This window comes from Cronobacter dublinensis subsp. dublinensis LMG 23823, assembly GCF_001277235.1.
Classification (GTDB): Bacteria; Pseudomonadota; Gammaproteobacteria; order Enterobacterales; family Enterobacteriaceae; genus Cronobacter; species Cronobacter dublinensis.
On the sequence record NZ_CP012266.1, the window covers coordinates 1,211,768 to 1,233,042 of the forward strand.

General features: G+C 56.2%; 22 protein-coding genes and 1 tRNA gene. 6 read left to right on the top strand and 17 right to left on the bottom strand.

The window, feature by feature from the left end; genetic code table 11:
* The first annotated feature begins 152 nt into the window (after window positions 1–152).
* Window positions 153–1,538: a cysteine--tRNA ligase gene (gene cysS, locus AFK67_RS05535; RefSeq protein ID WP_007710315.1), complete on the top strand. Its 1,386-nt coding sequence runs from the start codon at window positions 153–155 to the stop codon at window positions 1,536–1,538.
* A 218-nt stretch (window positions 1,539–1,756) separates the two neighbouring features.
* On the opposite strand, the gene malI is transcribed toward cysS, so the two are convergent.
* From malI to folD, 4 genes are all read right to left on the bottom strand, one after another.
* Window positions 1,757–2,773, bottom strand: coding sequence for a Mal regulon transcriptional regulator MalI (gene malI, locus AFK67_RS05540; RefSeq protein ID WP_007710319.1), 1,017 nt, complete (start codon window positions 2,771–2,773; stop codon window positions 1,757–1,759).
* Between the two features lie 62 nt (window positions 2,774–2,835).
* Window positions 2,836–4,335, bottom strand: a complete 1,500-nt coding sequence (locus AFK67_RS05545) for a PTS transporter subunit EIIC (RefSeq protein WP_007713036.1) — start codon at window positions 4,333–4,335, stop codon at window positions 2,836–2,838.
* A 278-nt stretch (window positions 4,336–4,613) separates the two neighbouring features.
* Window positions 4,614–4,826, bottom strand: a complete 213-nt coding sequence (gene ybcJ, locus AFK67_RS05550; RefSeq protein WP_007713033.1) for a ribosome-associated protein YbcJ — start codon at window positions 4,824–4,826, stop codon at window positions 4,614–4,616.
* Between the two features lies 1 nt (window position 4,827).
* On the bottom strand, window positions 4,828–5,694 hold the full coding sequence (gene folD / locus AFK67_RS05555) for a bifunctional methylenetetrahydrofolate dehydrogenase/methenyltetrahydrofolate cyclohydrolase FolD (RefSeq protein WP_007713031.1): 867 nt from the start codon (window positions 5,692–5,694) through the stop codon (window positions 4,828–4,830).
* Window positions 5,695–5,901: 207 nt separating this feature from the next.
* On the opposite strand from folD, the gene AFK67_RS05560 reads away from it, so the two are divergent.
* Window positions 5,902–5,978: transfer RNA gene (locus AFK67_RS05560), tRNA-Arg, on the top strand.
* 87 nt (window positions 5,979–6,065) lie between these two features.
* Here the strand turns inward: AFK67_RS05560 and AFK67_RS05565 are convergent.
* Both AFK67_RS05565 and AFK67_RS05570 read right to left on the bottom strand, forming a co-directional pair.
* Window positions 6,066–6,854, bottom strand: coding sequence for a phosphotransferase family protein (locus tag AFK67_RS05565; RefSeq protein ID WP_038884044.1), 789 nt, complete (start codon window positions 6,852–6,854; stop codon window positions 6,066–6,068).
* Window positions 6,855–7,001: 147 nt separating this feature from the next.
* Complete coding sequence (locus AFK67_RS05570) at window positions 7,002–7,730, bottom strand: SDR family NAD(P)-dependent oxidoreductase (protein ID WP_007713025.1); 729 nt, start codon at window positions 7,728–7,730, stop codon at window positions 7,002–7,004.
* 102 nt (window positions 7,731–7,832) lie between these two features.
* Here AFK67_RS05570 and AFK67_RS05575 point away from each other — a divergent pair, with 102 nt between their 5' ends.
* Window positions 7,833–8,216, top strand: coding sequence for a winged helix-turn-helix transcriptional regulator (locus AFK67_RS05575; protein ID WP_007713023.1), 384 nt, complete (start codon window positions 7,833–7,835; stop codon window positions 8,214–8,216).
* A 90-nt stretch (window positions 8,217–8,306) separates the two neighbouring features.
* Here the strand turns inward: AFK67_RS05575 and AFK67_RS05580 are convergent, their stop codons facing one another.
* A complete protein-coding gene (locus AFK67_RS05580) occupies window positions 8,307–8,939 on the bottom strand; it encodes a glutathione S-transferase family protein (protein WP_007713021.1) in 633 nt (210 codons plus the stop codon).
* 119 nt (window positions 8,940–9,058) lie between these two features.
* Between AFK67_RS05580 and AFK67_RS05585 the strand changes: the two genes are divergently transcribed.
* Complete coding sequence (locus AFK67_RS05585) at window positions 9,059–9,535, top strand: RES family NAD+ phosphorylase (RefSeq protein ID WP_007713019.1); 477 nt, start codon at window positions 9,059–9,061, stop codon at window positions 9,533–9,535.
* 22 nt (window positions 9,536–9,557) lie between these two features.
* Here the strand turns inward: AFK67_RS05585 and AFK67_RS05590 are convergent, their stop codons facing one another.
* Together AFK67_RS05590 and AFK67_RS05595 are read right to left on the bottom strand one after the other, a co-directional pair.
* Complete coding sequence (locus tag AFK67_RS05590; RefSeq protein WP_007713016.1) at window positions 9,558–9,911, bottom strand: DUF1304 domain-containing protein; 354 nt, start codon at window positions 9,909–9,911, stop codon at window positions 9,558–9,560.
* A gap of 67 nt (window positions 9,912–9,978) precedes the next feature.
* Complete coding sequence (locus AFK67_RS05595; RefSeq protein ID WP_032966509.1) at window positions 9,979–11,172, bottom strand: MFS transporter; 1,194 nt, start codon at window positions 11,170–11,172, stop codon at window positions 9,979–9,981.
* Between the two features lie 391 nt (window positions 11,173–11,563).
* Here AFK67_RS05595 and AFK67_RS05600 point away from each other — a divergent pair, with 391 nt between their 5' ends.
* Window positions 11,564–12,343 carry an AraC family transcriptional regulator gene (locus tag AFK67_RS05600; RefSeq protein WP_193352261.1) on the top strand — a complete coding sequence of 260 codons (780 nt, stop codon included), beginning with the start codon at window positions 11,564–11,566 and terminating at the stop codon, window positions 12,341–12,343.
* Here the strand turns inward: AFK67_RS05600 and leuA are convergent.
* The 8 genes from leuA to AFK67_RS05640 form a co-directional block, all read right to left on the bottom strand.
* Window positions 12,333–14,003, bottom strand: a complete 1,671-nt coding sequence (gene leuA, locus AFK67_RS05605; protein WP_007713008.1) for a 2-isopropylmalate synthase — start codon at window positions 14,001–14,003, stop codon at window positions 12,333–12,335. The two genes, AFK67_RS05600 and leuA, sit on opposite strands and share 11 nt — an antisense overlap.
* Before the next feature lie 302 nt (window positions 14,004–14,305).
* On the bottom strand, window positions 14,306–14,668 hold the full coding sequence (locus tag AFK67_RS05610; protein WP_007713005.1) for a cupin domain-containing protein: 363 nt from the start codon (window positions 14,666–14,668) through the stop codon (window positions 14,306–14,308).
* A gap of 75 nt (window positions 14,669–14,743) precedes the next feature.
* On the bottom strand, window positions 14,744–15,562 hold the full coding sequence (locus tag AFK67_RS05615) for an AraC family transcriptional regulator (protein WP_032966498.1): 819 nt from the start codon (window positions 15,560–15,562) through the stop codon (window positions 14,744–14,746).
* 336 nt (window positions 15,563–15,898) lie between these two features.
* Window positions 15,899–17,104, bottom strand: coding sequence for an MFS transporter (locus AFK67_RS05620; protein ID WP_007712998.1), 1,206 nt, complete (start codon window positions 17,102–17,104; stop codon window positions 15,899–15,901).
* 4 nt (window positions 17,105–17,108) lie between these two features.
* Complete coding sequence (locus tag AFK67_RS05625; RefSeq protein WP_007712994.1) at window positions 17,109–18,137, bottom strand: zinc-binding dehydrogenase; 1,029 nt, start codon at window positions 18,135–18,137, stop codon at window positions 17,109–17,111.
* A gap of 27 nt (window positions 18,138–18,164) precedes the next feature.
* Window positions 18,165–18,683 (bottom strand): carboxymuconolactone decarboxylase family protein, encoded by a 519-nt coding sequence (locus tag AFK67_RS05630; protein ID WP_007712990.1) that lies wholly within the window; start codon window positions 18,681–18,683, stop codon window positions 18,165–18,167.
* Window positions 18,684–18,719: 36 nt separating this feature from the next.
* Window positions 18,720–19,202, bottom strand: coding sequence for an OsmC family protein (locus AFK67_RS05635; RefSeq protein ID WP_032966496.1), 483 nt, complete (start codon window positions 19,200–19,202; stop codon window positions 18,720–18,722).
* Window positions 19,203–19,247: 45 nt separating this feature from the next.
* Window positions 19,248–20,024, bottom strand: a complete 777-nt coding sequence (locus AFK67_RS05640) for an SDR family NAD(P)-dependent oxidoreductase (protein ID WP_007712986.1) — start codon at window positions 20,022–20,024, stop codon at window positions 19,248–19,250.
* A gap of 176 nt (window positions 20,025–20,200) precedes the next feature.
* On the opposite strand from AFK67_RS05640, the gene AFK67_RS05645 reads away from it, so the two are divergent.
* Complete coding sequence (locus tag AFK67_RS05645) at window positions 20,201–21,115, top strand: LysR substrate-binding domain-containing protein (protein WP_007712984.1); 915 nt, start codon at window positions 20,201–20,203, stop codon at window positions 21,113–21,115.
* The last annotated feature ends 160 nt before the right edge of the window (window positions 21,116–21,275 follow it).

Genomic DNA, 21,275 nt, shown 5'->3' on the forward strand with positions numbered 1-21,275 from the left:
GTGCTTCGGCTTCTGCAAGAAGCCACAAGTAGGAGGCTGTTATAGCATAACTCACCGTTTGCTTCACCTTGCAAAGTGGGGTGCTTGCGCTTTCAATTATGGGTAATATAGGGGTTTTATACGCTTACCACACACTGACACGGAAACTTCTGATGTTAAAAATCTTCAATACCATGAGTCGCCAGAAAGAGGAATTCAAGCCTATCCATGCCGGGGAAGTCGGCATGTACGTGTGTGGTATTACCGTTTACGACCTCTGTCACATCGGCCACGGTCGCACATTTATCGCGTTTGACGTTGTGGCGCGCTACCTGCGTTTTCTCGGCTATAAGCTGAAATATGTACGCAACATTACCGATATTGACGACAAAATCATTAAACGCGCGAACGAGAACGGCGAAGACTTCGTGGCGCTGGTGGACCGCATGGTCGCCGAGATGCACAAAGATTTTGATGCGCTGAATATTTTGCGCCCGGAAAGTGAGCCGCGCGCGACGCAGCATATTCCGGAAATCATCGAAATCGTTGAACAACTGATTGCTCGCGGTCATGCGTATGTCGCGGGCAACGGCGATGTGATGTTCGCGGTGGAGAGCGACGCCGATTACGGCAAGCTGTCGCGCCAGGATCTGGAGCAGCTCCAGGCAGGCGCTCGCGTTGAAGTTGCCGACAGCAAACGCAATCCGATGGATTTTGTGCTGTGGAAGATGTCCAAGCCGGGCGAGCCGAGCTGGCCGTCGCCGTGGGGCGAAGGCCGTCCGGGCTGGCATATTGAGTGCTCAGCGATGAACTGCAAACAGCTGGGCAGCCATTTCGATATCCACGGCGGCGGCTCTGATCTGATGTTCCCGCACCACGAGAATGAAATCGCCCAGTCAACCTGCGCGCACGACGGCGAATACGTTAACTACTGGATGCACTCCGGGATGGTGATGGTCGATCGCGAGAAGATGTCGAAATCGCTCGGCAACTTCTTTACCGTGCGCGATGTGCTGCAGCATTACGACGCGGAAACGGTGCGCTATTTCCTGATGTCGGGCCACTATCGCAGCCAGCTTAACTACAGCGAAGAGAACTTAAAGCAGGCGCGCGCCTCCCTTGAGCGTCTCTACACCGCGCTGCGCGGGACTGACAGCAGCGTAGCGGCGGCGGGCGGCGAGGCGTTCGAAGCGCGCTTTGTCGAGGCGATGAACGACGATTTCAATACGCCGGAAGCCTATTCAGTGCTGTTTGATATGGCGCGTGAAGTGAACCGCCTCAAAACCGAAGACAGCCACGCGGCGAACCAGCTGGCGGCGCATCTGCGCAAGCTCGCGGCGGTGCTGGGGCTGCTGGAGCAGGCCCCGGAGCAGTTCCTGCAATCTGGCGCGCAGGCGAATGACGATGAAGTGGCGGAAATCGAAGCGCTGATCGTTAAACGTCTGGAGGCGCGCAAAGCGAAAGACTGGGCGGCGGCGGACGCCGCGCGCGATCGCTTAAACGAGATGGGCATTGTTCTCGAAGACGGCCCGCAGGGTACGACCTGGCGGCGTAAATAAGAAAAAGCGGCGAAAGCCGCTTTTTTTATGCGCATGATTCAGCGTGGGCATTTTCGGCAGGTGCGCTGCGCTTACCTGCCCTACGCAACGACGTCAGCGCAATGACAGGGCGGGTAACTTTGTCGGGCGGGTAAGCGCACCCGCCAGAAAAACCATTACGTCACCATGTAGGGCGGGTAAGCGCAGCGCACCCGCCATCCGTCAGACGACATCACCCTTCACGCAGAGCCGCGCACGACAAGCTGGCCGGAGAGCGTAATGCGCTGCGCGGGCAGGCCTGGCTCGTGAATAAGCCGCACGATAAGCCCCGCCGCCTGTCGCCCGGTCTCTTCGCTGGCGGACGAAACGTAGGTGAAAGACGGTGAGGTGAGGTTCACATGCATCATGTCCTCAAAGCCCACCAGCGACACCTGCTGCGTCAGAAACACATCTTTCCCGACGGTGCGGCCCACCTGATGAATCGCCTCAAGGCAGCCGATAATCGCATGCGGCGAGTGGCATAACAGCGCGGTTATCTTATTGTTCGCTTCCAGCAGTTGACGCACCGTCTGGCTGACCGCAAGCGTCTCTTCGGCGCAGGCGGGCGCGAATTCGTCGCGCCAGGCGAGACCGTATTGCGAGAGCGCGGCGCGGTAGCCGAGCAACCGCTCCTGGCGAATCAGACACTCTGGCGTACCACCGATATAGGCGATATTGCGATGGCCGCGCTCAATCAGATAGCGCGTGGCGAGCCCGCCCGCCTGGCGGTTGTCGCGCACCACGCTGTTGAGCTTTTCCTCAACCGGCGACTGCGACACCACCACGACCGGCAGCGAACTCTGCGCGACCGGCGCAGGCAGCGTGCGGTGGCCGGAGTCGGCGGTCAGGTAAACGACGCCCGCCACGCCCTGGCGGATAAACGAGACAAAACAGGCTTCCAGCCGCCCCGTATCGCGGCCCGGCTGGGTGAGGAACACCATATAGCCCTGCGCCTCCAGCGCCTGTACCAGGCTCGCCGTGACACGGGTGGAGAACGGATCGTTGAGGTCGTCCACCACCAGACCAATCAGGTTGGAGGTTTTACCGCGCAGGTTGGCGGCGGCGACGTTATGCACATAGCCCAGCGTCTCAATGGCGGCATGCACTTTTTCGATGGTCGCGGCGGAGATTTTTCCCTTCTGGCGCAATACCAGCGAGACCGTGGACACCGACACGCCCGCATGACGCGCCACATCGATAATGCTGACCTTTTTCATCTGCCCTGATTTATCCTTTTATCGCCAGCGGTCGCGGGCCTGGCGCCAGGCCCGCGCGGGCGTTATTTCCCCGTCATGCCTGACATATTTTGCGCGATAAATTGCGCGCGCGCGCCGAAAATCACCTGAATACCGTTATCGCCCACAAATACCACGCCGCGTGCGCCGAGGCCGTTCAGCCCGTCTCTGTCGACCAGTTCCGGGCGGGAGACTTCAAGACGCAGACGGGTGATGCAGGCGCCGACGCTGGTAATGTTCTCTTTACCGCCCAGCAGACCGACGATATTGCCCGCCAGTTCGGCATCGGTTTTGTCATCCACGTTCGCGGTAATTTCCACGCGGCCCGGCGTTTTCACGTCAAAGCGACGGATAACAAAGCGGAAGGTGAAGTAGTACATCACCGCCATCGGAATACCGACGATCACCGCGTTCAGGTAGTGGGTCTGATAGCCGTTAAAGGATGGCAGGATCCCGAATGAAATGTAATCGATAAGCCCGGCGGAGAACGATTTGGCGATATGCGCGTCCAGCAAATACATGCACATATACGCAAGCCCCGCCATGATGGCGTTAAATACATACAGTACCGGCGCGACAAAAATAAAGGTAAATTCCACCGGCTCCGTGATCCCCGTCAGAAAACAGGTCAGCGCGGCCGAGAAAAGAATGCCGGAGGCAATTTTCTTATTCTTCGTGCTGGCTTCGTGATACATCGCAAGACACGCCGCCGGCAGCGCGAACAGCATCAGCGGGAACTCGCCCTGCATGAATTTACCGGCGTTCTGATAGGTGTCGCTGCTGAAGCTTTTCACGCCTTCTTCCAGCATTTTGAACCAGATGGTCTGGTCGCCGTGGATAACCTGCCCGGTCTGCGTGGTGTAGTCGCCAAACGAATACCAGAACGACGGATACCAGATATGGTGCAGGCCCAGCGGGATCAGCGCGCGCTCTACCAGCCCGAAGATAAAGGTCGAGGCCGCCTGGTTATCGCCATTCACGATAACCGACAGCGCGTCGATGCCCGCCTGGATGTGCTGCCAGACATACGGCAGCGCCAGCCCGAGCAGGAAAGAGAGAAACGCCGCGGCGATAGCCACAAACCGCTTGCCGGAGAAAAATCCCAGAAACTCAGGCAGTTGCAGCGTGTGGAAACGGTTGTAGCACCACGCCGCGAGAATGCCGGAAATCAGCCCGCCGAACACGCCCATCTGGAGCGTCGGGATGCCGACCACCATCGCGTATTTGCCGCCGCTCGCCGCCATTTCCGGCGTGATGCCAAGCTGCGTGCTGATGGTGATGTTGATAATAAACACCGAGACGGCGGCGGAGAGCGCCGCGATGCCCGATTCCGACGCCAGACCGACGGCGGAGCCGATAGCGAACAGCAACGGCAGGTTATCGAAAATCACCCCGCCTGCATTCATCATCAGCGGCAGATGGAATTTATCGCCAAACGCCAGCAGCAGACCGGCGGCGGGCAACAGCGAAATAGGCAGCATCAGCGCGCGGCCTATCATGGATAACTTTGACAGCGATTTAACGACACCTGTTATAAGACTCATACCGATCCCCCCGATAGGAACAGCCGGGCTTTTGCGCCCTGTTTTATAGTAAGTAGAACGTTCTAGTAGAACGTTCTACTTATGCTGTGGGATCGGGGTATCAGCGCGCAACATCTATTTAACGTTCCGCCAGAAGATTTGCTGATTCTTTGAAGTTGGTTGGAAAACGGGCCGGGCAGTGAGCGCGTGCACGCGCGGCATCAGTGCAGGTCAGGGCGATAAGAAAAAATTCTGGACGGGGAAATATCACGCCCCCTGCGAGGAGAGGGCGTTGGGCGTTACGCGGTGACGGTGACGCTCTGACCGTCAAAGCTGACGGTCTGACCGGCGACGATTTTGCAGCGCTTGCGGGTTTCCACCGCGCCATCCACGGTCACCAGACCTTCGGCGATGAAGATTTTCGCCTGCGCGCCGCTCTCGCTCCAGCCTTCGAGCTTCAGCAGGTCGCACAGTTCGACGTGAGGGTGTTTACCTAAAGAAAATGTTGCCATGTTATGCCTCCTCGCCGTCATGGTATTCAACACACGCCTGCAGCGTATTCTGGATAAGCGTGGCGACCGTCATCGGGCCAACGCCGCCTGGCACCGGCGTGATGTAACCGGCGCGCTCTGCGGCGTCTTCAAACACCACGTCGCCGACCACCTTGCCGTTTTCCAGACGGTTAATGCCAACATCAATCACGATGGCGCCTTCTTTGATCCACTCGCCCGGAATAAAGCCCGGCTTGCCGACCGCGACGATCAGCAGATCGGCATTTTCGACATGCTGACGCAGGTTTTTGGTGAAGCGATGGGTCACGGTGGTGGTGCAGCCCGCGAGCAGCAGCTCCATGCTCATCGGACGGCCAACGATATTGGACGCGCCGATCACCACGGCGTTCAGCCCGTAGGTGTCGATATTGTAGCGCTCAAGCAGCGTCACGATGCCGCGCGGGGTGCACGGACGCAGACGCGGGGCGCGCTGGCACAGACGGCCGACGTTATACGGGTGAAAACCGTCCACGTCTTTATCCGGCGCGATGCGCTCCAGCACTTTCACGTTATCGATGCCCGCCGGCAGCGGCAGCTGAACCAGAATACCGTCGATAGCGGCGTCGGCATTCAGTTCGTCGATAAGCGCCAGCAGCTCGGCTTCGCTGGTGGTTTCAGGCAGATCGTAAGAGCGGGAAACAAAGCCCACTTCCTCACACGCCTTACGTTTGCTGCCGACATAAATTTGCGATGCGGGGTTCGCGCCAACCAGCACGACCGCAAGCCCCGGGGCGCGTTTTCCGACCGCCACGCGCGCTTTCACTTTTTCGGCAACTTCAAGCCGCACCTGCTGCGCAATCGTTTTACCGTCAATAATCTTTGCTGCCATCAGAGAGAAGATTCCGTCTGTAATCAAAAGAAGAGGGGATGAGGATATTCTGTCAGAAGCGCGCGGGGATGTCAGTTTTCGTTTATGTCTTTCGCTCAATTGTCCAGCAGGCGGTTCGAAAGCCATTGACTCACCTGGTACTGACCGTATAATTCCAGGCGTTTCACACCGCTGCCGCAGGCAAACGGTGAAACGCCTCTTCGCGAGGCGCCCTTAGCTCAGCTGGATAGAGCAACGGCCTTCTAAGCCGTGGGTCGCAGGTTCGAGTCCTGCAGGGCGCGCCATTATTTTTCAATGACTTCCCCTTTGTTGTTCATTTCCTGATTTTGCCCATGCGACAAATTTGGGACACTCTGTTCCGGTATGCCTTTTCACAGCATGGTGATGCTGGTTGCTAACCAGTCGGGAAGATGTGCTCTGTACCAGTCGCGATACAGCGGAAACTCTGCCTTTTGCCGCTCATCAAGAAGCACGATGACTTCGGTGACAATCCAGGCTTTGGCAATGGCTATCTCTCTGGCTAATGCCGGTGGATTGTGATGACGCGCTATCTGGCCGTAGCGTTCAGCCAGGCTCAGCATTGCTTGCTTCGTCCCCATTCCCTTTATCAGCGGAGCCAGATCGATAGCAGGACTGCCTTTTCCAAACCGCTCCCAGTCGAAAAGCACCACATCACCGTTTTCACGCCTTCCCCAGTTGCCGGCATTGCTGTCACCGGACACCAGACTCAGGTAGCCAAACAACTCGTCACTATGCTGCTGAAAGCGCCGTAGCTGCTGCGCACTGTTTGCTGGCAACGCAAGGAGCGACAGCGATTTTTCAAGCGCGGCCTCTGACCAGGCGTGCGTGTGGTAGCGCCATGCAGAATGGGCAGGGTAACGATGCAGCCGCGCCAGCATGGCGAGGGCGTCATCACTGGCGAAAGCAGCCTGGTCAACGGGGTGAGGAATATACTCCAGTCTCAATGCGCGCCGGGTCGCATCCGCGGATAACAGCGCTGGCGTCGCAATGCCCGCCTGATTAAGCGCCGCCGCAGCGTCATGATAAAAATGGTATTCCACGTCGCCAACAGGGCATTTTTCAATATAGTGATGATGGCTGTCGCGGGTATTCAACACCACTGCTGCGGCACCCATTCTGGATAAATCGCCGGTGGACATGCGTTCTCTCTCACGAAGTAGCAGGCGGGTTTTAGAGTAATACAAACGGGGGCGTGGCGCGAAGGGCGCCCGTTGTAGCTTTGCTCGCGCCGGCGCTTTCTGCGGTCGCTACGCGGCGGCCAGCGCGGCCGCCACAGGGAATGGTCTTTACGCGGTCATACCGCCATCGATGATAAGCTCCGTGCCGCTCACGTACAGGCTTTCATCCGAGGCGAGGAACAGGGCGGCGGCGGCCACTTCGTCGGGGTTTCCTAAACGCCCTGCCGGTATGCGCGCGTTCATCATTTGTCTGAAGTCGTCACTGACCTTGTCAAACATCGGCGTATCCGTGGGGCCGGGACTGAGCGTATTCACCCGGATGCCTCGCGGCGCCAGTTCCGCGCTCCAGGTGCGGGCATACGAGCGTACCGCGGCTTTGGTGGCGGAATAGGTACCATAACCGGCGTTAGCCATCGCGCCTGCAATCGAGCCCAACAACACAATGGCGCCGCCATCATTCATATGCCGGACCGCGTGCTGCGCCGTTAACACCATGGCGCGCACGTTGAGCCCGAAGGCGCGGTCAAGATGCTCCCCGGTGGTCTCTTCCAGGCTCGCAGGCTCGGAGATGCCAGAGGAATACACCAGAATGTCCAGGCGTACGGCGCTGGCCTTAAGGGTATCGAATAATCGGTCAAGGTCGTCGGTCCTGGTGAGATCGCAGGTGATCGCGTCAATCTTACCGCCGATGGCGGCAACCGCTTCTGCCAGCTGCGCTTCGCGTCGGCCCGTGATGAAGACATGCGCGCCTTCCTGCACAAAACGGCGCGCGATCGCAAGCCCGATACCGCTGTTGCCGCCTGTCACCAGCACGGTCTTTCCTTCAAGTTTCAACATGGCTACTCCAGAGAGTGGGGGGGTAGAAGCCAGATGATACATTTTGTATATTTAGGGTCAATTACGCACCTGATGTACATCAGATATAGAAAAGGTAACCTCATGTCCACGGATATCGCTGCCCAGCTGGCAGAAATCAACAGCACGCGCCCGGTTCTGGAACAGGTGGCAAACAAGTGGTCGGTCTTGATTCTGACCGTACTGTGCACCCAACCCGCCCGCTTTAACGCCATAAAACGCAGGCTGGATCCGATCACGCATAAAGCGCTGACCGAAGCGCTGCGCCGCCTTGAGCGCAACGGTCTGGTCAGCCGCCGCGTGATTGCCTCCTCACCCGTGGCGGTCGAGTATGCGATCACGCCGCTGGGGCGGACCTTGCAGGAACCTTTTGTGGCACTGGTAAGCTGGGCCAGAGAACAGGGTGGGGCCATTGCGCAGGCGCAGGTGGCTTACGACGAGCGGCTTGCTGCCGATGAAGCGGTATAAGGGGGGCGGCACAGTAGCGAATGTGCGCATGAAATCACCGCCACCCGCGGTGCGAGAGACTTAACGGCGGGGCTGCACGGTGCTCGCCCGTTATGTTTCCCAGTGCGTAGTGATGACCTCGCGGATCCCAGGCTGTGTTTCGGTGTCGGTCAGGGAGGCACAGAAAGCGGCCCGTGACTGGCTCAGATGTTCACGCGTCCGGCTCCATCTTGAGACGACACAAGCCAGCATTTCGAGCCCGCCAGGGTTTTGCGGGCACCAGGCCTGTGAACCATAAAACAGGTCACTGAATATATCCCACTGCTGATAAAGTTTTTGCAGGGCGCCCTTTGCCAGCTGCTTGTTTTGCTCTTCAGACCCGCCGGGCAGCCAGCGTTCGGGATAATCAATTATTCCCACCGAGGCATAGCAATTAGCGCCGATATAAACCAGCCCGCGTAATTGCTGAGCCCGCACCCGCGCATCTGCAGACAGCAGCCCGGAATGAGGATATTCCATACCGAGATAAATCATCATGGCTGCGCTTTCGGTCATCACGGAATTATCAGGAAGCACTAACGTGGGTATTTGCACTAACGGATTCAGCGCGCGTAATCCGTTAATATCGCTGTCCTGTTCCCACGAACTGGCCTTTAACAGCGTGTATTCTACCCCACATGCCTTAAGCGCCATCTCAATGGCGGCAGAGCCTGAATGTGCCGTACCGTAAAGTTTGTACGTCATGATTTTTTCCCGTAAACGATATTCTCTGAGAGTAGCAGAGCATTCCGACTTGCCATTAATAAAGCGCCAGGTCACTACTATCCAGACCAGACATCCAGAATAGGTATTGCTGAGGAATGATGGATATCACCCGTTTTCATAACCGTATTAACGGCGTTTTTTATCGGGCAATCGATCCTGCGTATCGGGCGTTGGCGTTATCCGGCTCCAGGGCGGCGGGACGATATTCAGGGCCCGATCAACCTACGCTGTACCTGAGTTCTTCGCCGGAGGGCGTCGATGCCGCCATGCGGGCGCATCGCGATAACAGAGCGAGCCTTGAAATGATTAAAGTTCGCGTGGTGGCAGAGAAGATTTTTGACCTGCGTGATGCGCAGGCGCTTCTTGCCGCAGGCATTGATCTTCACGACGCGGTGGCGCCGTGGCAGGAGATCGTCAACGAGGGCGGCATTCCCCGGTCATGGAAGGTTCGCGAGCGTCTGGAATCACTGGGTTTTAATGGATTAATCGACCCTTCCCGCAAAGCGCCGGGGCTCTGGCATCTCGTGCTGTTCTCCTGGGAGAACAGCCAGGCGCAGGTCAGTATTATTGAATGAGGCACAGGCGCGACCTGCGCCGTTACAGCCCCATCCACAGCGCAATCAACGCCAGCAGCGCGGGCAGCGCCTGCACATAAAGAATTTTCCTGCTGGCGGTGACTGCGCCAAACAGGCCTGCAATCAGCACGCACACCAGAAAGAACAGTTTGAACTGGAAACCGCCGTCGCCCAGCCACAGCCCCCAGAACAATCCCGCCGCTAAAAAACCGTTATACAGCCCCTGATTGGCGGCCAGCACCCGGCTGTCGCGGGCGAAATCAGCGCTGAGATTAAAGGCCTTGCGGCCTGTTTTCGTGTCCCACAAAACCATCTCAAGCACGAGAATATAGACGTGTATGACGGCGACAAGCGCGATAAGAACGGAAGCGATCATGAGCCACTCTCACAAAGAAGAACGCAATATCAACAGTATATACTGAGCCGCCGGTCTGCGGTGGCCCTTATGCCATCGCTGATACCCGCCCGGCCGCGCGCCACCAGACGATTAATGCCGCAAGCGCCACCACCCCGAGCGTCGCAAACGCCACGCGCCATGACGAGTGCGCGACGATACTGCCCGCCAGCGCCGGGCTGAACGCGGCGCCCGCGCCCTGCATCAGCATAATCACGCTCTGACCGGCGTTGATATGCCCGGACCCGCGCAGCGCGTTAACGATATAGCCAGGCACCGCCACGCCCAGGATCCCGGCGGCGACACCATCCAGAATTTGCACCGGAATAACGGATAACGGCCCGGCAAAACTGGCGGCAAGCGCAGCGCGTACCGGCAGTACAATAAGCGCAATCAGGATAAGCCGCCGGTAGCCATAGCGCTGCGCCTGCGAGGAGGTCAGAAGGGCGACCGGGATCATCACGCATTGCGAAATCACTACCGTCGCCGCCGCGTAGAGCCCAGGGCTCCACAGGCTGCTGCCGGTAGCGGCCACGCGCATGCTGAGCATGGGCAGCAGCGCGGCGTTGCCGAGGTGAAACAGCAGCAGCGTGATGCCGGTCGTCAGCAGCACCGGATGGCGCATCAGCACTGACAGCTGCGGCACCGCCTGCGCCTTATCGCCGGTTTCAAGGCCGCGCGCCACGTCATGATCGATATCCTGTTCGCGGATCGCCAGTACGCTAAGCGCGGTGAAAACCGCCATGCCCGTCATCAGAACAAAAACCGCGCCGATGCCCCACAGCCACATCGCGCCGCCTGCCAGCACGGCCGCCACCATATTGCCGCCGTGGTTGAAGGCCTCGTTGCGGCCCATCTGCCGCGTGAAGCCGCGCTGGCCGGTCAGGCCCAGCGTGATCCCCGCCAACAGCGGGCCAATCAGCGCGGCGACCAGCCCGGACACAATCTGCGAAATCATCGCAATGCTGTAACGGGTGCTGTACCAGAGCATGAGCGTCGCCAGCGTGACCAGCGCGCAGCAGGCGAGCAGCAGCAGGCGCTTTTTGCGTGTGGCGTCGATCATAATCCCGGCGGGCACCGTTGCCAGCAGCGCCGCGATCCCGCCTGCGGTCATCACGAACCCAATATCATCCGGTCGCCAGTGCTGTTGAGTGAGATAAATGCCGAGAAAAGGGCCGAGCCCATCACGCACATCCGCCAGAAAAAAGCTCATCAGGCAGAGCGCCTGTAGCGATCGCAGCATCTTCATTCTTCTCCCTGCAAAAGGTGGTGACCTGAGACGACGTTATCATCTTGTTATCAATGCATTATGGCGGCATTGAAAAAAGTCACACAAGGCAAAAGTAACTAAATGAAACGAGCGAACGGTTGTATCCGACGCCAAAAAACCTGCGGCGAGCAACGCTTAGTTTGAGAGGCTGTAAGACAGAAGAGTATTTCAAGACGAGCCAGTTTGAGCAAAAAGCGGGCACAGGTGTTCATAATGCAGGGGCCCGGCGTTAAAATAATGTTAGTGTCGTGAGCGGGTAGGCGCTATATGCCTGTTACATCGCAAGCCATTCAATACAGAATGCCAGAGAGTGGCGATGAAGGCTGTGCGTCGAAAGAGAGTTTGAATGACTCTTTATGAGTGAATGAGCGATATCTATTACGTGACCAGACAAAGCGACTTCGATTTTTCAGGCCGGTCAGTTATTCCCTATGCACATGACTACAGGCACGGCGAACATGAAGACTGGCATACGCACAACTGTGCTCAACTTATTCATACGCTGAGTGGTGTTATTCGCGTTGAGACCCGGCTCGGGTTGTGGATAGTCCCTCCTTCACGCGGAGTATGGATACCGGCAAAAATCCCGCATGCGCTTCATATCACAGGGGATGTTAAGGCGAGGGTGCTTTTTGTAGAGCCGCTGGCTCGGGCTGATATGCCCGCCACTTGTCAGGTTGTTGGCGTGAGTGACCTGTTGCGGGAGCTGATTATCTGCGCGTTGACGCTTCCTGCGGACTACACGCCCGGAAGCCGGGCTGAACGTGTTTACGAACTGATACTTGATGAAATTCGCGTGATGGACACGCTTGCGTTTCACCTGCCAGAGCCGGTCTCAGAGCGACTGAAACGGCTATGCCAGGCCGTTCGCGATGCACCACATGAGACATGGTCAATTGAACAGGCAGCCGTAAAAATCAACGCCAGCGGACGTACGCTCAACCGCCATTTTTACCAGCAAACTGGCATGCAGTTCAGCGAGTGGGTTCGGCGAGCACGTCTTCTGCACGCCCTGACGCGCCTGGCGCAGGGCGAGCAAATAACGCGGGTGGCGCTGGATTCAGGTTATGCCAGCCCCGGCGCGTTCAGCGTGATGTTCCGGCGGGTCATGGGAATGCCGCCCAGCGATTACTTTAGCAAGTGATGAAATCCGCCGCAGCGTTTAGCATCGCCTGCAGAGAGGCACGGGTAATGTCGCTGTCAATACTGACTCCCCATGCGCATCTCCCCGTGCGGTCCTGGCAGCACACATAAGCGACGGAGCGACTGTCGCTGCGTTTGCCAAGTGTATGCTCCTGATAACTCACTATTTCGAGCTCTGTTTTCCACTGCCGACAAAGCGCTGTAAGCGCCGCTGAAAGGAAACCATTTCCCTCTCCCGTCAGGCTCAGCTTTTTACCCTGGCATATGAGTTCAGCAGAAAGCACTGTACGCTGGTCAGACTGATTGTTGCAGACATACTCTTTCAAACGAAGCGGTGGCGCGTCAACAATGCCATACGCCTGACGAAACAGGTTCCAGACAGCCATTTGCGACAATTCTTTCTCTCCACGTTCCGCCTCTTTTTGCACAAGAAGGCTAAATGCCTGCTGAAGCGGACGGGGCAGGATAAGGTTATGATTTTGCTCGAGCAGCCAGGCCGCACCGCTTTTACCAGACTGGCTGTTCACACGGATAACCGCTTCATAGCTGCAACCGATATCTGCCGGATCGAGAGGCAGATAGGGAATTCTCCATAAAGAATCCGATGTGCCCTGGCGTGCGGCAAACCCTTTCTTGATGGCGTCCTGATGGGATCCGGAAAACGCCGTAAAAACCAGTTCGCCGGCGTAGGGGTGACGCGGCGCAACAGGCAACTGATTACATTCCTCCACCACTTCAACCACCTTTTTCATCTGGCTGAAGTCAAGTTCGGGTGAGATACCCTGCGTATAAAGATTCAGCGCCAGCGTCACTAAATCAGCATTGCCGGTACGCTCTCCGTTTCCAAACAGGCAGCCTTCAACGCGATCGGCGCCAGCCAGCAGCGCAAGCTCAGCACAGGCAATGCCTGTTCCACGATCGTTGTGTGGATGAACGCTTATACAAACCTGCTGGCGGCGCGAAAAATGGCGGCAAAAATATTCTATCTGATCGGCGTATACATTCGGCATGCTGACCTCAACCGTCGCAGGAAGGTTGATAATCATGGGACGAGACGCATCTGGCTCCCAGACCTCTGCCACGGCCTCACAAATCTGCAAGGCAAAATCAGGCTCGGTAAAGCAGAAGGTTTCCGGAGAATACTGGAAAGTCCAGTCGGTTCCCGGCGCCTCATCGCATAACCGACGGATGTGCCTGGTCGCGTCGATGGCAAGCTGAACAATTTCATCCCGTGTCTGACGAAAGACGATTTCCCTGAAAAGGGGCGCCGTTGCATTGTATAAATGAATGGTCGCCTGACGAACTCCCTGCAATGATTCAAATGTCCGCCTAATCAAATCCTCTCTTGCCTGAGTTAAAACCTGAATGTTCACATCCTTTGGAATGCGGTTACCTTCAATGAGTGCCCGAACAAAATCAAAATCGGTTTGTGAAGCAGAGGGAAACGCGACCTCGATTTCACGAAAACCACACGCTATTAACAGATCCCAGAATTTCATTTTCCGGGCGTTATCCATGGGCTCAGCAAGCGACTGATTACCGTCGCGTAAATCCGTAGAAAGCCAGCGTGGGGGATGGGTCAACGTGTTATCCGGCCATTGCCTGTCAGTCAGATTGACAGGAGGATGCGCCTGATATTTGAGTGACGGATTTTTCAACATAGCGGGTTCCTCTTTAACAAAGATGCCCCAGTGTCGAGCGAAATCGTCCCCAAAACTCATCAGAAGGTGACAACTGTTTATTCAAAAATGACAACTGTGAAGCAGGGATTTGTGCTTCGTTAGCCTGTTACGCGGAATGGTGGAGGTGCTCCTGGCACGACGCTGCCAGTGAGCAGGTTCAGGAACAGTTATAAGAGAAAGGCGTGCCTACAAGCGTATAATGAGCGCGGAGGAATACCGGTGCAGCGGTATGTTCTAATCTTTCAAACCAGCCCGACCGGCTGGTTTGAAATCACACCACGTTAGATCCAGATATCGTTTTCTGCGGTGCGGTCCCCACCTTCATGTCCGGTATTCAGGACGCCGCAAGGTTCAATCATCATCATTTTTACCGTCGTCGCGGCTGAGGTTTTATGTTCAACACCTTTTGGCACAACATACATTTCACCGGGATTGACGAGGACATGCCCGTCGCGAAAATCAATACGTAATACCCCCTCTATGACGATAAAGGCTTCGTCGGTTTCAGGATGCGAGTGCCAGATAAAGTCACCCGCTATTTTCACGATTTTAAATTGGTAATCGTTCATCTGCGCGATGACTTTTGGCTGCCAGTGAGCGTCGAAAAGAGAGAATTTCTGTTCCAGATTTACCGGGAAATACATGATGACATTCCTTAATGTTTAAGAAACGTCGAGGATAAAAAACGCCGCCGTCCTGGTCTTGAACGATCGTGCAACTCACGTTCGGCGTTGTTGAATAAAGGTTTGCCAGCGGCCCGGTGAAATACCGTATGCTTTTATGAACTGCCGCGTCATATGGCTTTGATCGGAGAATCCTGCCTCTAAAGCAGATTCCGCCAGTGACAGACCTGTCTGAATCAAATGTCTGCAGTATGCGAGACGGCGCATTGTTACATAGCGATAAGGACTCGTGCCGAAAAGTGTCCGAAAATCCCGGTTCAGGCTCCAGCGATCTTTACCGCAGACGGAGGATAAGGTTTCCAGCGTAATGTTCTGGCTGAATTCAGAATGGATATATTCGCGCGCACGCTCTGCAGACTGGTAATCCACCAGGCATCGACGAAACCGTTGTCCTCCCACGACTGCCAGGGTCATGGCAAGACAGTAAAGCGCATCCTCCTCCTCAAGCGCATCAATAGGATCTTCCGACGCTTTTAATAGTGGCGCGGTAGCGGCGAAGAGCCGGGGATCAGATGAGAGTCCCCCGGGAATAAAGGGTAATGGTTTTCCGCCCAACATTTTCTGAATTAACGCAGGCTCGATATAAAGCATCCGGTACTGAAATCCCTCTGTCGTTCCGGCCTCTCCATCATGAATTTCATCCGGATGCAGGACCATTGTCCCACCGGGTAAACTGTGTTGTTTACTGTCGCGATAACGAAAGCTTTGCACTCCTGACAGTGTCCTGCCGATAGCATAGGTATCATGCCGATGGGGTTCATAACCATACCCGCCGAAGTAGGCCTCCAGGCGTTCTATTTTCCCCGGCGTGTGAGTAACTTTGACCCAGTCTTTATTCGCTTGTGCAGTCGACATGTGTAAAACCTGTGTCCCGTGTAAGGTGAGTTCCCAACATACCCTTACTGGGCTCGCTTTTGAAAGAACCCGATGAATGCGCAGGTCTCAACTATGTCAGAATCGTTTTGTCTGCCGCCTCAAAAAACGGCCAGCAACCCTGTTCCCTCTGAGCCTATTGGCAATAAGAATGTAACCTCTGCACAGATGTCCGCTTTGAGCGAAAAGCGGACATTAAAGAGATCATGGGGGGCAGTGAGCATCAACAAGTATGCCCAAAATGATTCTCGCTAATTTTGGGCTTTATATACTTGTCACATCAACATAACCCGCTACCATGCAGCATAGAAAACTACGTCAGGAGCTTAATTTATCCTGCTTTTTTGCCCGCAACTCGTTAACAACACCTAAAAGGGCAAGCCCGACGGGAACAAGGGAGCCCCACAGGACGGCGTTCCAGCCATAGAGACTGAGCAGGGCTCCTGACGAAAAAGACCCTACAATCATCACCCCAAACACCACAAAATCGTTCAGGGACTGTACCTGGGTTTTCTCTTCGGGACGGTGATATTCAATGATCTTCGCCGATGCGCCGGTGAAGCCAAAATTCCAGCCAAGACCCAGCAAAATCAGCGACAGCCAGTAGTGAAAAATATCAGTTCCACTGAGTCCGGCCAGCACAGAGCATGCCATGATAAGCAGACCCGCAGCGGCGATACGCATGGCGCCAAAGCGGTTAATTAATTTGCCGGTGAAAAAGCCCGGACCGTACATGGCAATAACATGCCACTGGATACCGAGATTGGAAGCCTGCTGAGAAATGCCATGTATGTGCATCGAGAGTGGTGCAGCCGTCATCAGGAAGTTCATCACCATATAGGTTACCGCACCGCTAAACACGGTTCTGGCAAACCCTGGCTGACGGACAATTTCGCGCAAAGGGCGTCCACCCGTTTTTATCGTGCCGGCAGGTTCTGTGGTCTTCACGCCTTTGAGTATGAATGCCGAAATGACGGCCACGAGCGCCTGGGCGAGGAACGTGACGGCGAAGGTATGAGGCGGCCAGAGGTGCATCGTTCCGGAGACCAGCATAGGGCCAACCACGCCAGCTATCACTCCGCCTCCCATTACCAGCGACAGGGCCCGGGCCCGGCGTTCGGGCGTAACGCCATCCGTTGCGGCAAAACGAAAGCTGAGCGCGACCGCCGCATACGCACCGCCCATAAATGCAGCGATGCAAAACAGTATGAATGAGCCGATGAAGACGGCCAGAGCAGCCGTCAGTCCGGTAATGACGCCCGCCCCGGTGCCGACCATAAAGGCGGCATTACGACCATTTGTCCGCGCCAGTGAACCTAACGGCAGAATACAGGCCGCCATCCCCAGAACAAACATGGTGATGGGAAGTGTGGCCAGCGAACTACTGGGAGCCAGTGCGTTACCCACAATTGCGCCTGTGGCATAAAAAACCACAGAGTTAGCACCGGCGAGAGCCTGTGCGGCAGACAGGCGGATAATATTATTTTTCTGGTCTGCTACGGGCAGGAAATGTTCTGCGGACATGGGATTAATTATCCTGATTCATGGTGAGCACTATCCGGTATCGCGCCAGGCCCTGTTTCAGTCTGCTGAGCGCCTCATTTGCCTTTTCAAAGGGCAGCAGCTCTGTGACGGGCAACGTCTGAAAGAGGTGGCTGAACTGCAGCGCGAGCTCGGTTTGTGCAGGTGTGCTGACGAAAGATCCTGTCAGGGTGCGTTCAGGGCCGATCATCATACCCGGCGTGACCTGCAGCGGCGTTTGTCCGGTACCCAGCAGGATCGCTTTTCCTCGGGGGGCCAGGGCGGACAGAAGGGCTGATACCGTTTCTGAAGCCGGTGCCGTTGCCACAATAAAATCCACACCGCCGTCCTTTTTCAGACGTTCTGATGCGTTTTCCTTAAGTGTATCGATGTAGCGATGCGCACCCAGCTCAATGGCCGCGCGTTCTTTTTCGCTACCTCGCGCCACCACCGTCACCTCAAACCCCATTTTACGGGCGTACTGAACGGCCATATGGCCAAGGCCACCCATTCCGAGAACCGCGACTCTGTCGCCCGCTCTTGCGCCTGAATTACGCAGCGCGTTGAAGGTTGCGGTACCGGCGCAAAGGATCGGCGCGGCATGTATGGAAGAAAGCGCGGAGGGGATGGCTATCAACGCGGTGTGCCGTATGACGACGTACTCTGCGTAGCCGCCATCACAGCTGAGTCCTGGCGTAAGCTGGTTTTCACAGAGATGAAATAGCCCGCTGCGGCAGGGTTTGCAGTGCTGACAGTATCCCCCCAGGCGCCCAACGCCCACCCGCTGACCGGTTTGCCAGATATCGGGTACCCTGTTCCCCTTCCGGGCAATAAACCCGACAATTTCATGTCCCGGTATACGGCCGGGCTGGCCCGCCTGCGGCGCTTTTTCCGCGTCCCGGAGATCGGCACCGCATACGCCGCATGCTTCAATTCTGATGAGCACCTCATCCGGGCCGGGAGCGGGTATTGGCCGCTCTGTCATTTCCAGCACCCCGGGGGCAACGATCTGCATAGCGCGATATTTGTTATTCATAAATTGCACCGGAAAAATTTGGGGTTGTCAGATGGCAAGGGCGACAAGAAAACGGGACACCATGTTATAGGCGGCGACAGTGGCAACCGCTTCCACGGTCTCTTTATCACCTAACAGGCTTTTCAGCGCCCCGATGACGTTCTCCTCAACCACGACGTTCCGGGTGGACTGGTCCGTAAGATGTATCAGCAACGTTTCGGTGTCATTGAAGACGTGTGGCGCGGAGGATAACCGCAGGGCTTGCGCTTTTTCAGCCGTTCCGCCTGCATCCAGATAGGCAGGGTAGTGCACGTTCCATTCAAATTCTGCTTTATTCAGCCAGGCAACGCGCAGCATGATCAGTTCCCGGTATTCAAGGCTGAGTGAAAATTCCTGACGTACCCGTACCATCAGTTCGTTCCAGCCCGTGGCCAGGGTGGCACTCTTCAGTAATACCCGGTCAATATCTATCAGTTTTCCGCCGGGCCGGCGGGCCTTTATCGCGTTGAGAAGATCGGCGTCAACGGGCTCTTCATCCTGCCAGGGAGTTACTCTTGGTGTGGTCATATCATTTTTCCTGTTGAACACAATAATCCAGCCGCATCAGCTCAGTATTAAGTCACCTTCGATCAGCATATTCTGCGCCAGTAACCACCGGTTCAGAGAGGAGTCAATCACCCGCTGATGCACCCCTTCAAACTGATGCACCGTGCCGCCACCGCGTACATGGATGACATACACAAGCCTGCCGGAAGCATCCTCTGCAGATTTGTCTCGGGAGGCCGGTATACCCTTCGGAAGGTGCCCGTCAGTGTGTATTTCAAGATGCGTAAGGGCGAGACCTTCAGCCCTGGCTTCGAGAATAAAGGCGGCCATCATGCAGGCATTGAACGCAGCGAGCATCAGCTCCTGGGGGTCAGGAGCCAGCCCTTCGCCACCCAGCGAAACCGGTTCATCGGAATCGATAACATGACGTTGCAGGGCAGGCGGAGCGTTATCTGCGGAAAAGGACTGGCAGAGCGTCCGGCTGGCCATGCCCCCCTGCCACGAGGTGACAAGGTCATAATGCGCGGTCTGGATTTGCATAATTACTCCAGTGCCGCACGCGGGTAAGCGCGTGCGGCATGGTCATCAGGCGTTACGGCCAGCCATCACGCCACCATCGATATCCCAGATAGCGCCGGTGACCCAGCCAGTCTTGTCAGAAAGCAGGAAAGCAACGGTTTCCGCGATATCGACCGGGGTACCCACGCGGCCGATCGGGTGGAAGCTGTCAAAGCTGTTCATTACGTCCTTCACGTCGTCTTTCGGAATGAAGCCTTCGTAAATCGGCGTGTGAACAACGGCCGGAGACACCGCATTCACGCGGATCCCTTTTTCACCCAGCTCAATGGCCAGGTTTTTGGTCAGCGCGTGCAGACCCGCTTTTGCCATTGAGTAAGCGGAAGACGGTGTGGCACCGATGGCCTGCTGTGCCCACATGGAGCCGATATTAACGATAGAGCCTTTGATACCGGCCTCGACCATATTGCGCACCACGTCACGGGTAATAAAGAACGTCGCGCGGTTAATGTTCATGTACATGTCATAGTCTGACGCTTCATGTTCGGTGAACGGTTTCGGGAAAAATACGCCAGCCGCATTGACCAGCAGGCTGATATCTTTGTGTTCGGCATTAATGGTATTTACCACGTGCTGCATACCTTCTTCTTTCATCAGGTCGGCAACGATGATGGAAACCTGACCGTCTGCAGCCAGCGCCTGGCGGGCCTGCTCGGCTTTGTCCTGACGATTGCCAACCAGCACAACGCTGCCACCGTTTTTCAGAACCAGCTTCGCTGTTTCGAAGCCCATACCGCTTGTACCGCCGACCACTAACAGTTTTTTACCGGCAAAAGATGCGTTCATCGCTAACCTCTTTGAATTCATATGGTTGTCATTGATGAAAAGCCGTGCTCCTCATCGTGTGAAATCAGAATGCCACCCGGGCCCCTGATTGACGACTGAGAAGAAATTGCGACTCAGGAAAGAAAATCTTTCTCGCTGGCGTATACTGAGGAAAAGAATGAATCAGGATAATCCCAATGCGATCGCTAAACCGACTTAAATGGCTGCACGCTTTTGAAGCCACTGCCAGGCATGGCAGCTTTACCGGCGCGGCTCAGGAGCTGGGCGTTACGCCCGCCGCAGTAGGCCAGCTGGTACGCTCGCTGGAAGACTTGGTCGGCCATCCGCTTCTTCACCGCACCCGCTCAGGAAAAGAGCGGCTGACGCTGGTTGACGAAGCGCAGGAGGCACTGCAGGACATCTCGCAAGGGCTCGACAAACTGGAAACCGGATTAAACAAGCTTCGTGGTCGCCGGTCGCGCTCAGTGGTGGTGGTGACGGCGTCGCAGGTACTGATGATGAACTGGCTTATGGATCGCCTGAACCGGTTTTCGGAAACGCACGAAAATATCGATCTGCGGCTTAACGTCACGGAAAAGCTGATGGACGTGTCGCATGGCGAGGCGGATATCGGTATTCGCTGCGGCCAGGGCGACTGGCCAGGCGTGAATAAAACCTGGCTGATGGATGAGGAAGCGGTACTGGTCTGCAGTCCCCACATGGTGCCGTCCGGGAAAATAGCCTGCAGTGAATGGCTCGCCAGGCAAAAACTCATTTACGATGACACGCCCCATCCGGGGGCGGATTTTCCGTCATGGAATGATGTGCTGATGGCGGTCGGTGCCCCCGAAGCACTGGAAAGCGGGCTGCATATCAACTCCACCTCAGCGGTGATCCTGTCGGCCCTGAGCGGCAGGGGCGTGGCTATTGTCCGCTACGCTCTGGTGAAAAAGCTTATCGAAACCGGACAGCTGGCCCAGCTTCATCCGGACCATCGGTGGCCGCTTAAGTGGTCCTATTATCTCGTCACCCCGCAGCAAAAAGTCATGCGTGATGAAGTAAAGGTTTTCCACGACTGGCTTCTTCAGGATGTCGTCTCGGACTGTTCATAACGGCCCTCTCAGGTATTCCGCTGCCCCGGCAATCACGCCGGGAGGGTAATGTTTTCCCCACCACAAACTGCGACATAGAATTTCTTCTCTGCTTCGCAAGATTATCTGATTTGTTGAAGCTGTCTGGCTTTCTGATAATCGCCCTCAACGAAAGGTAATA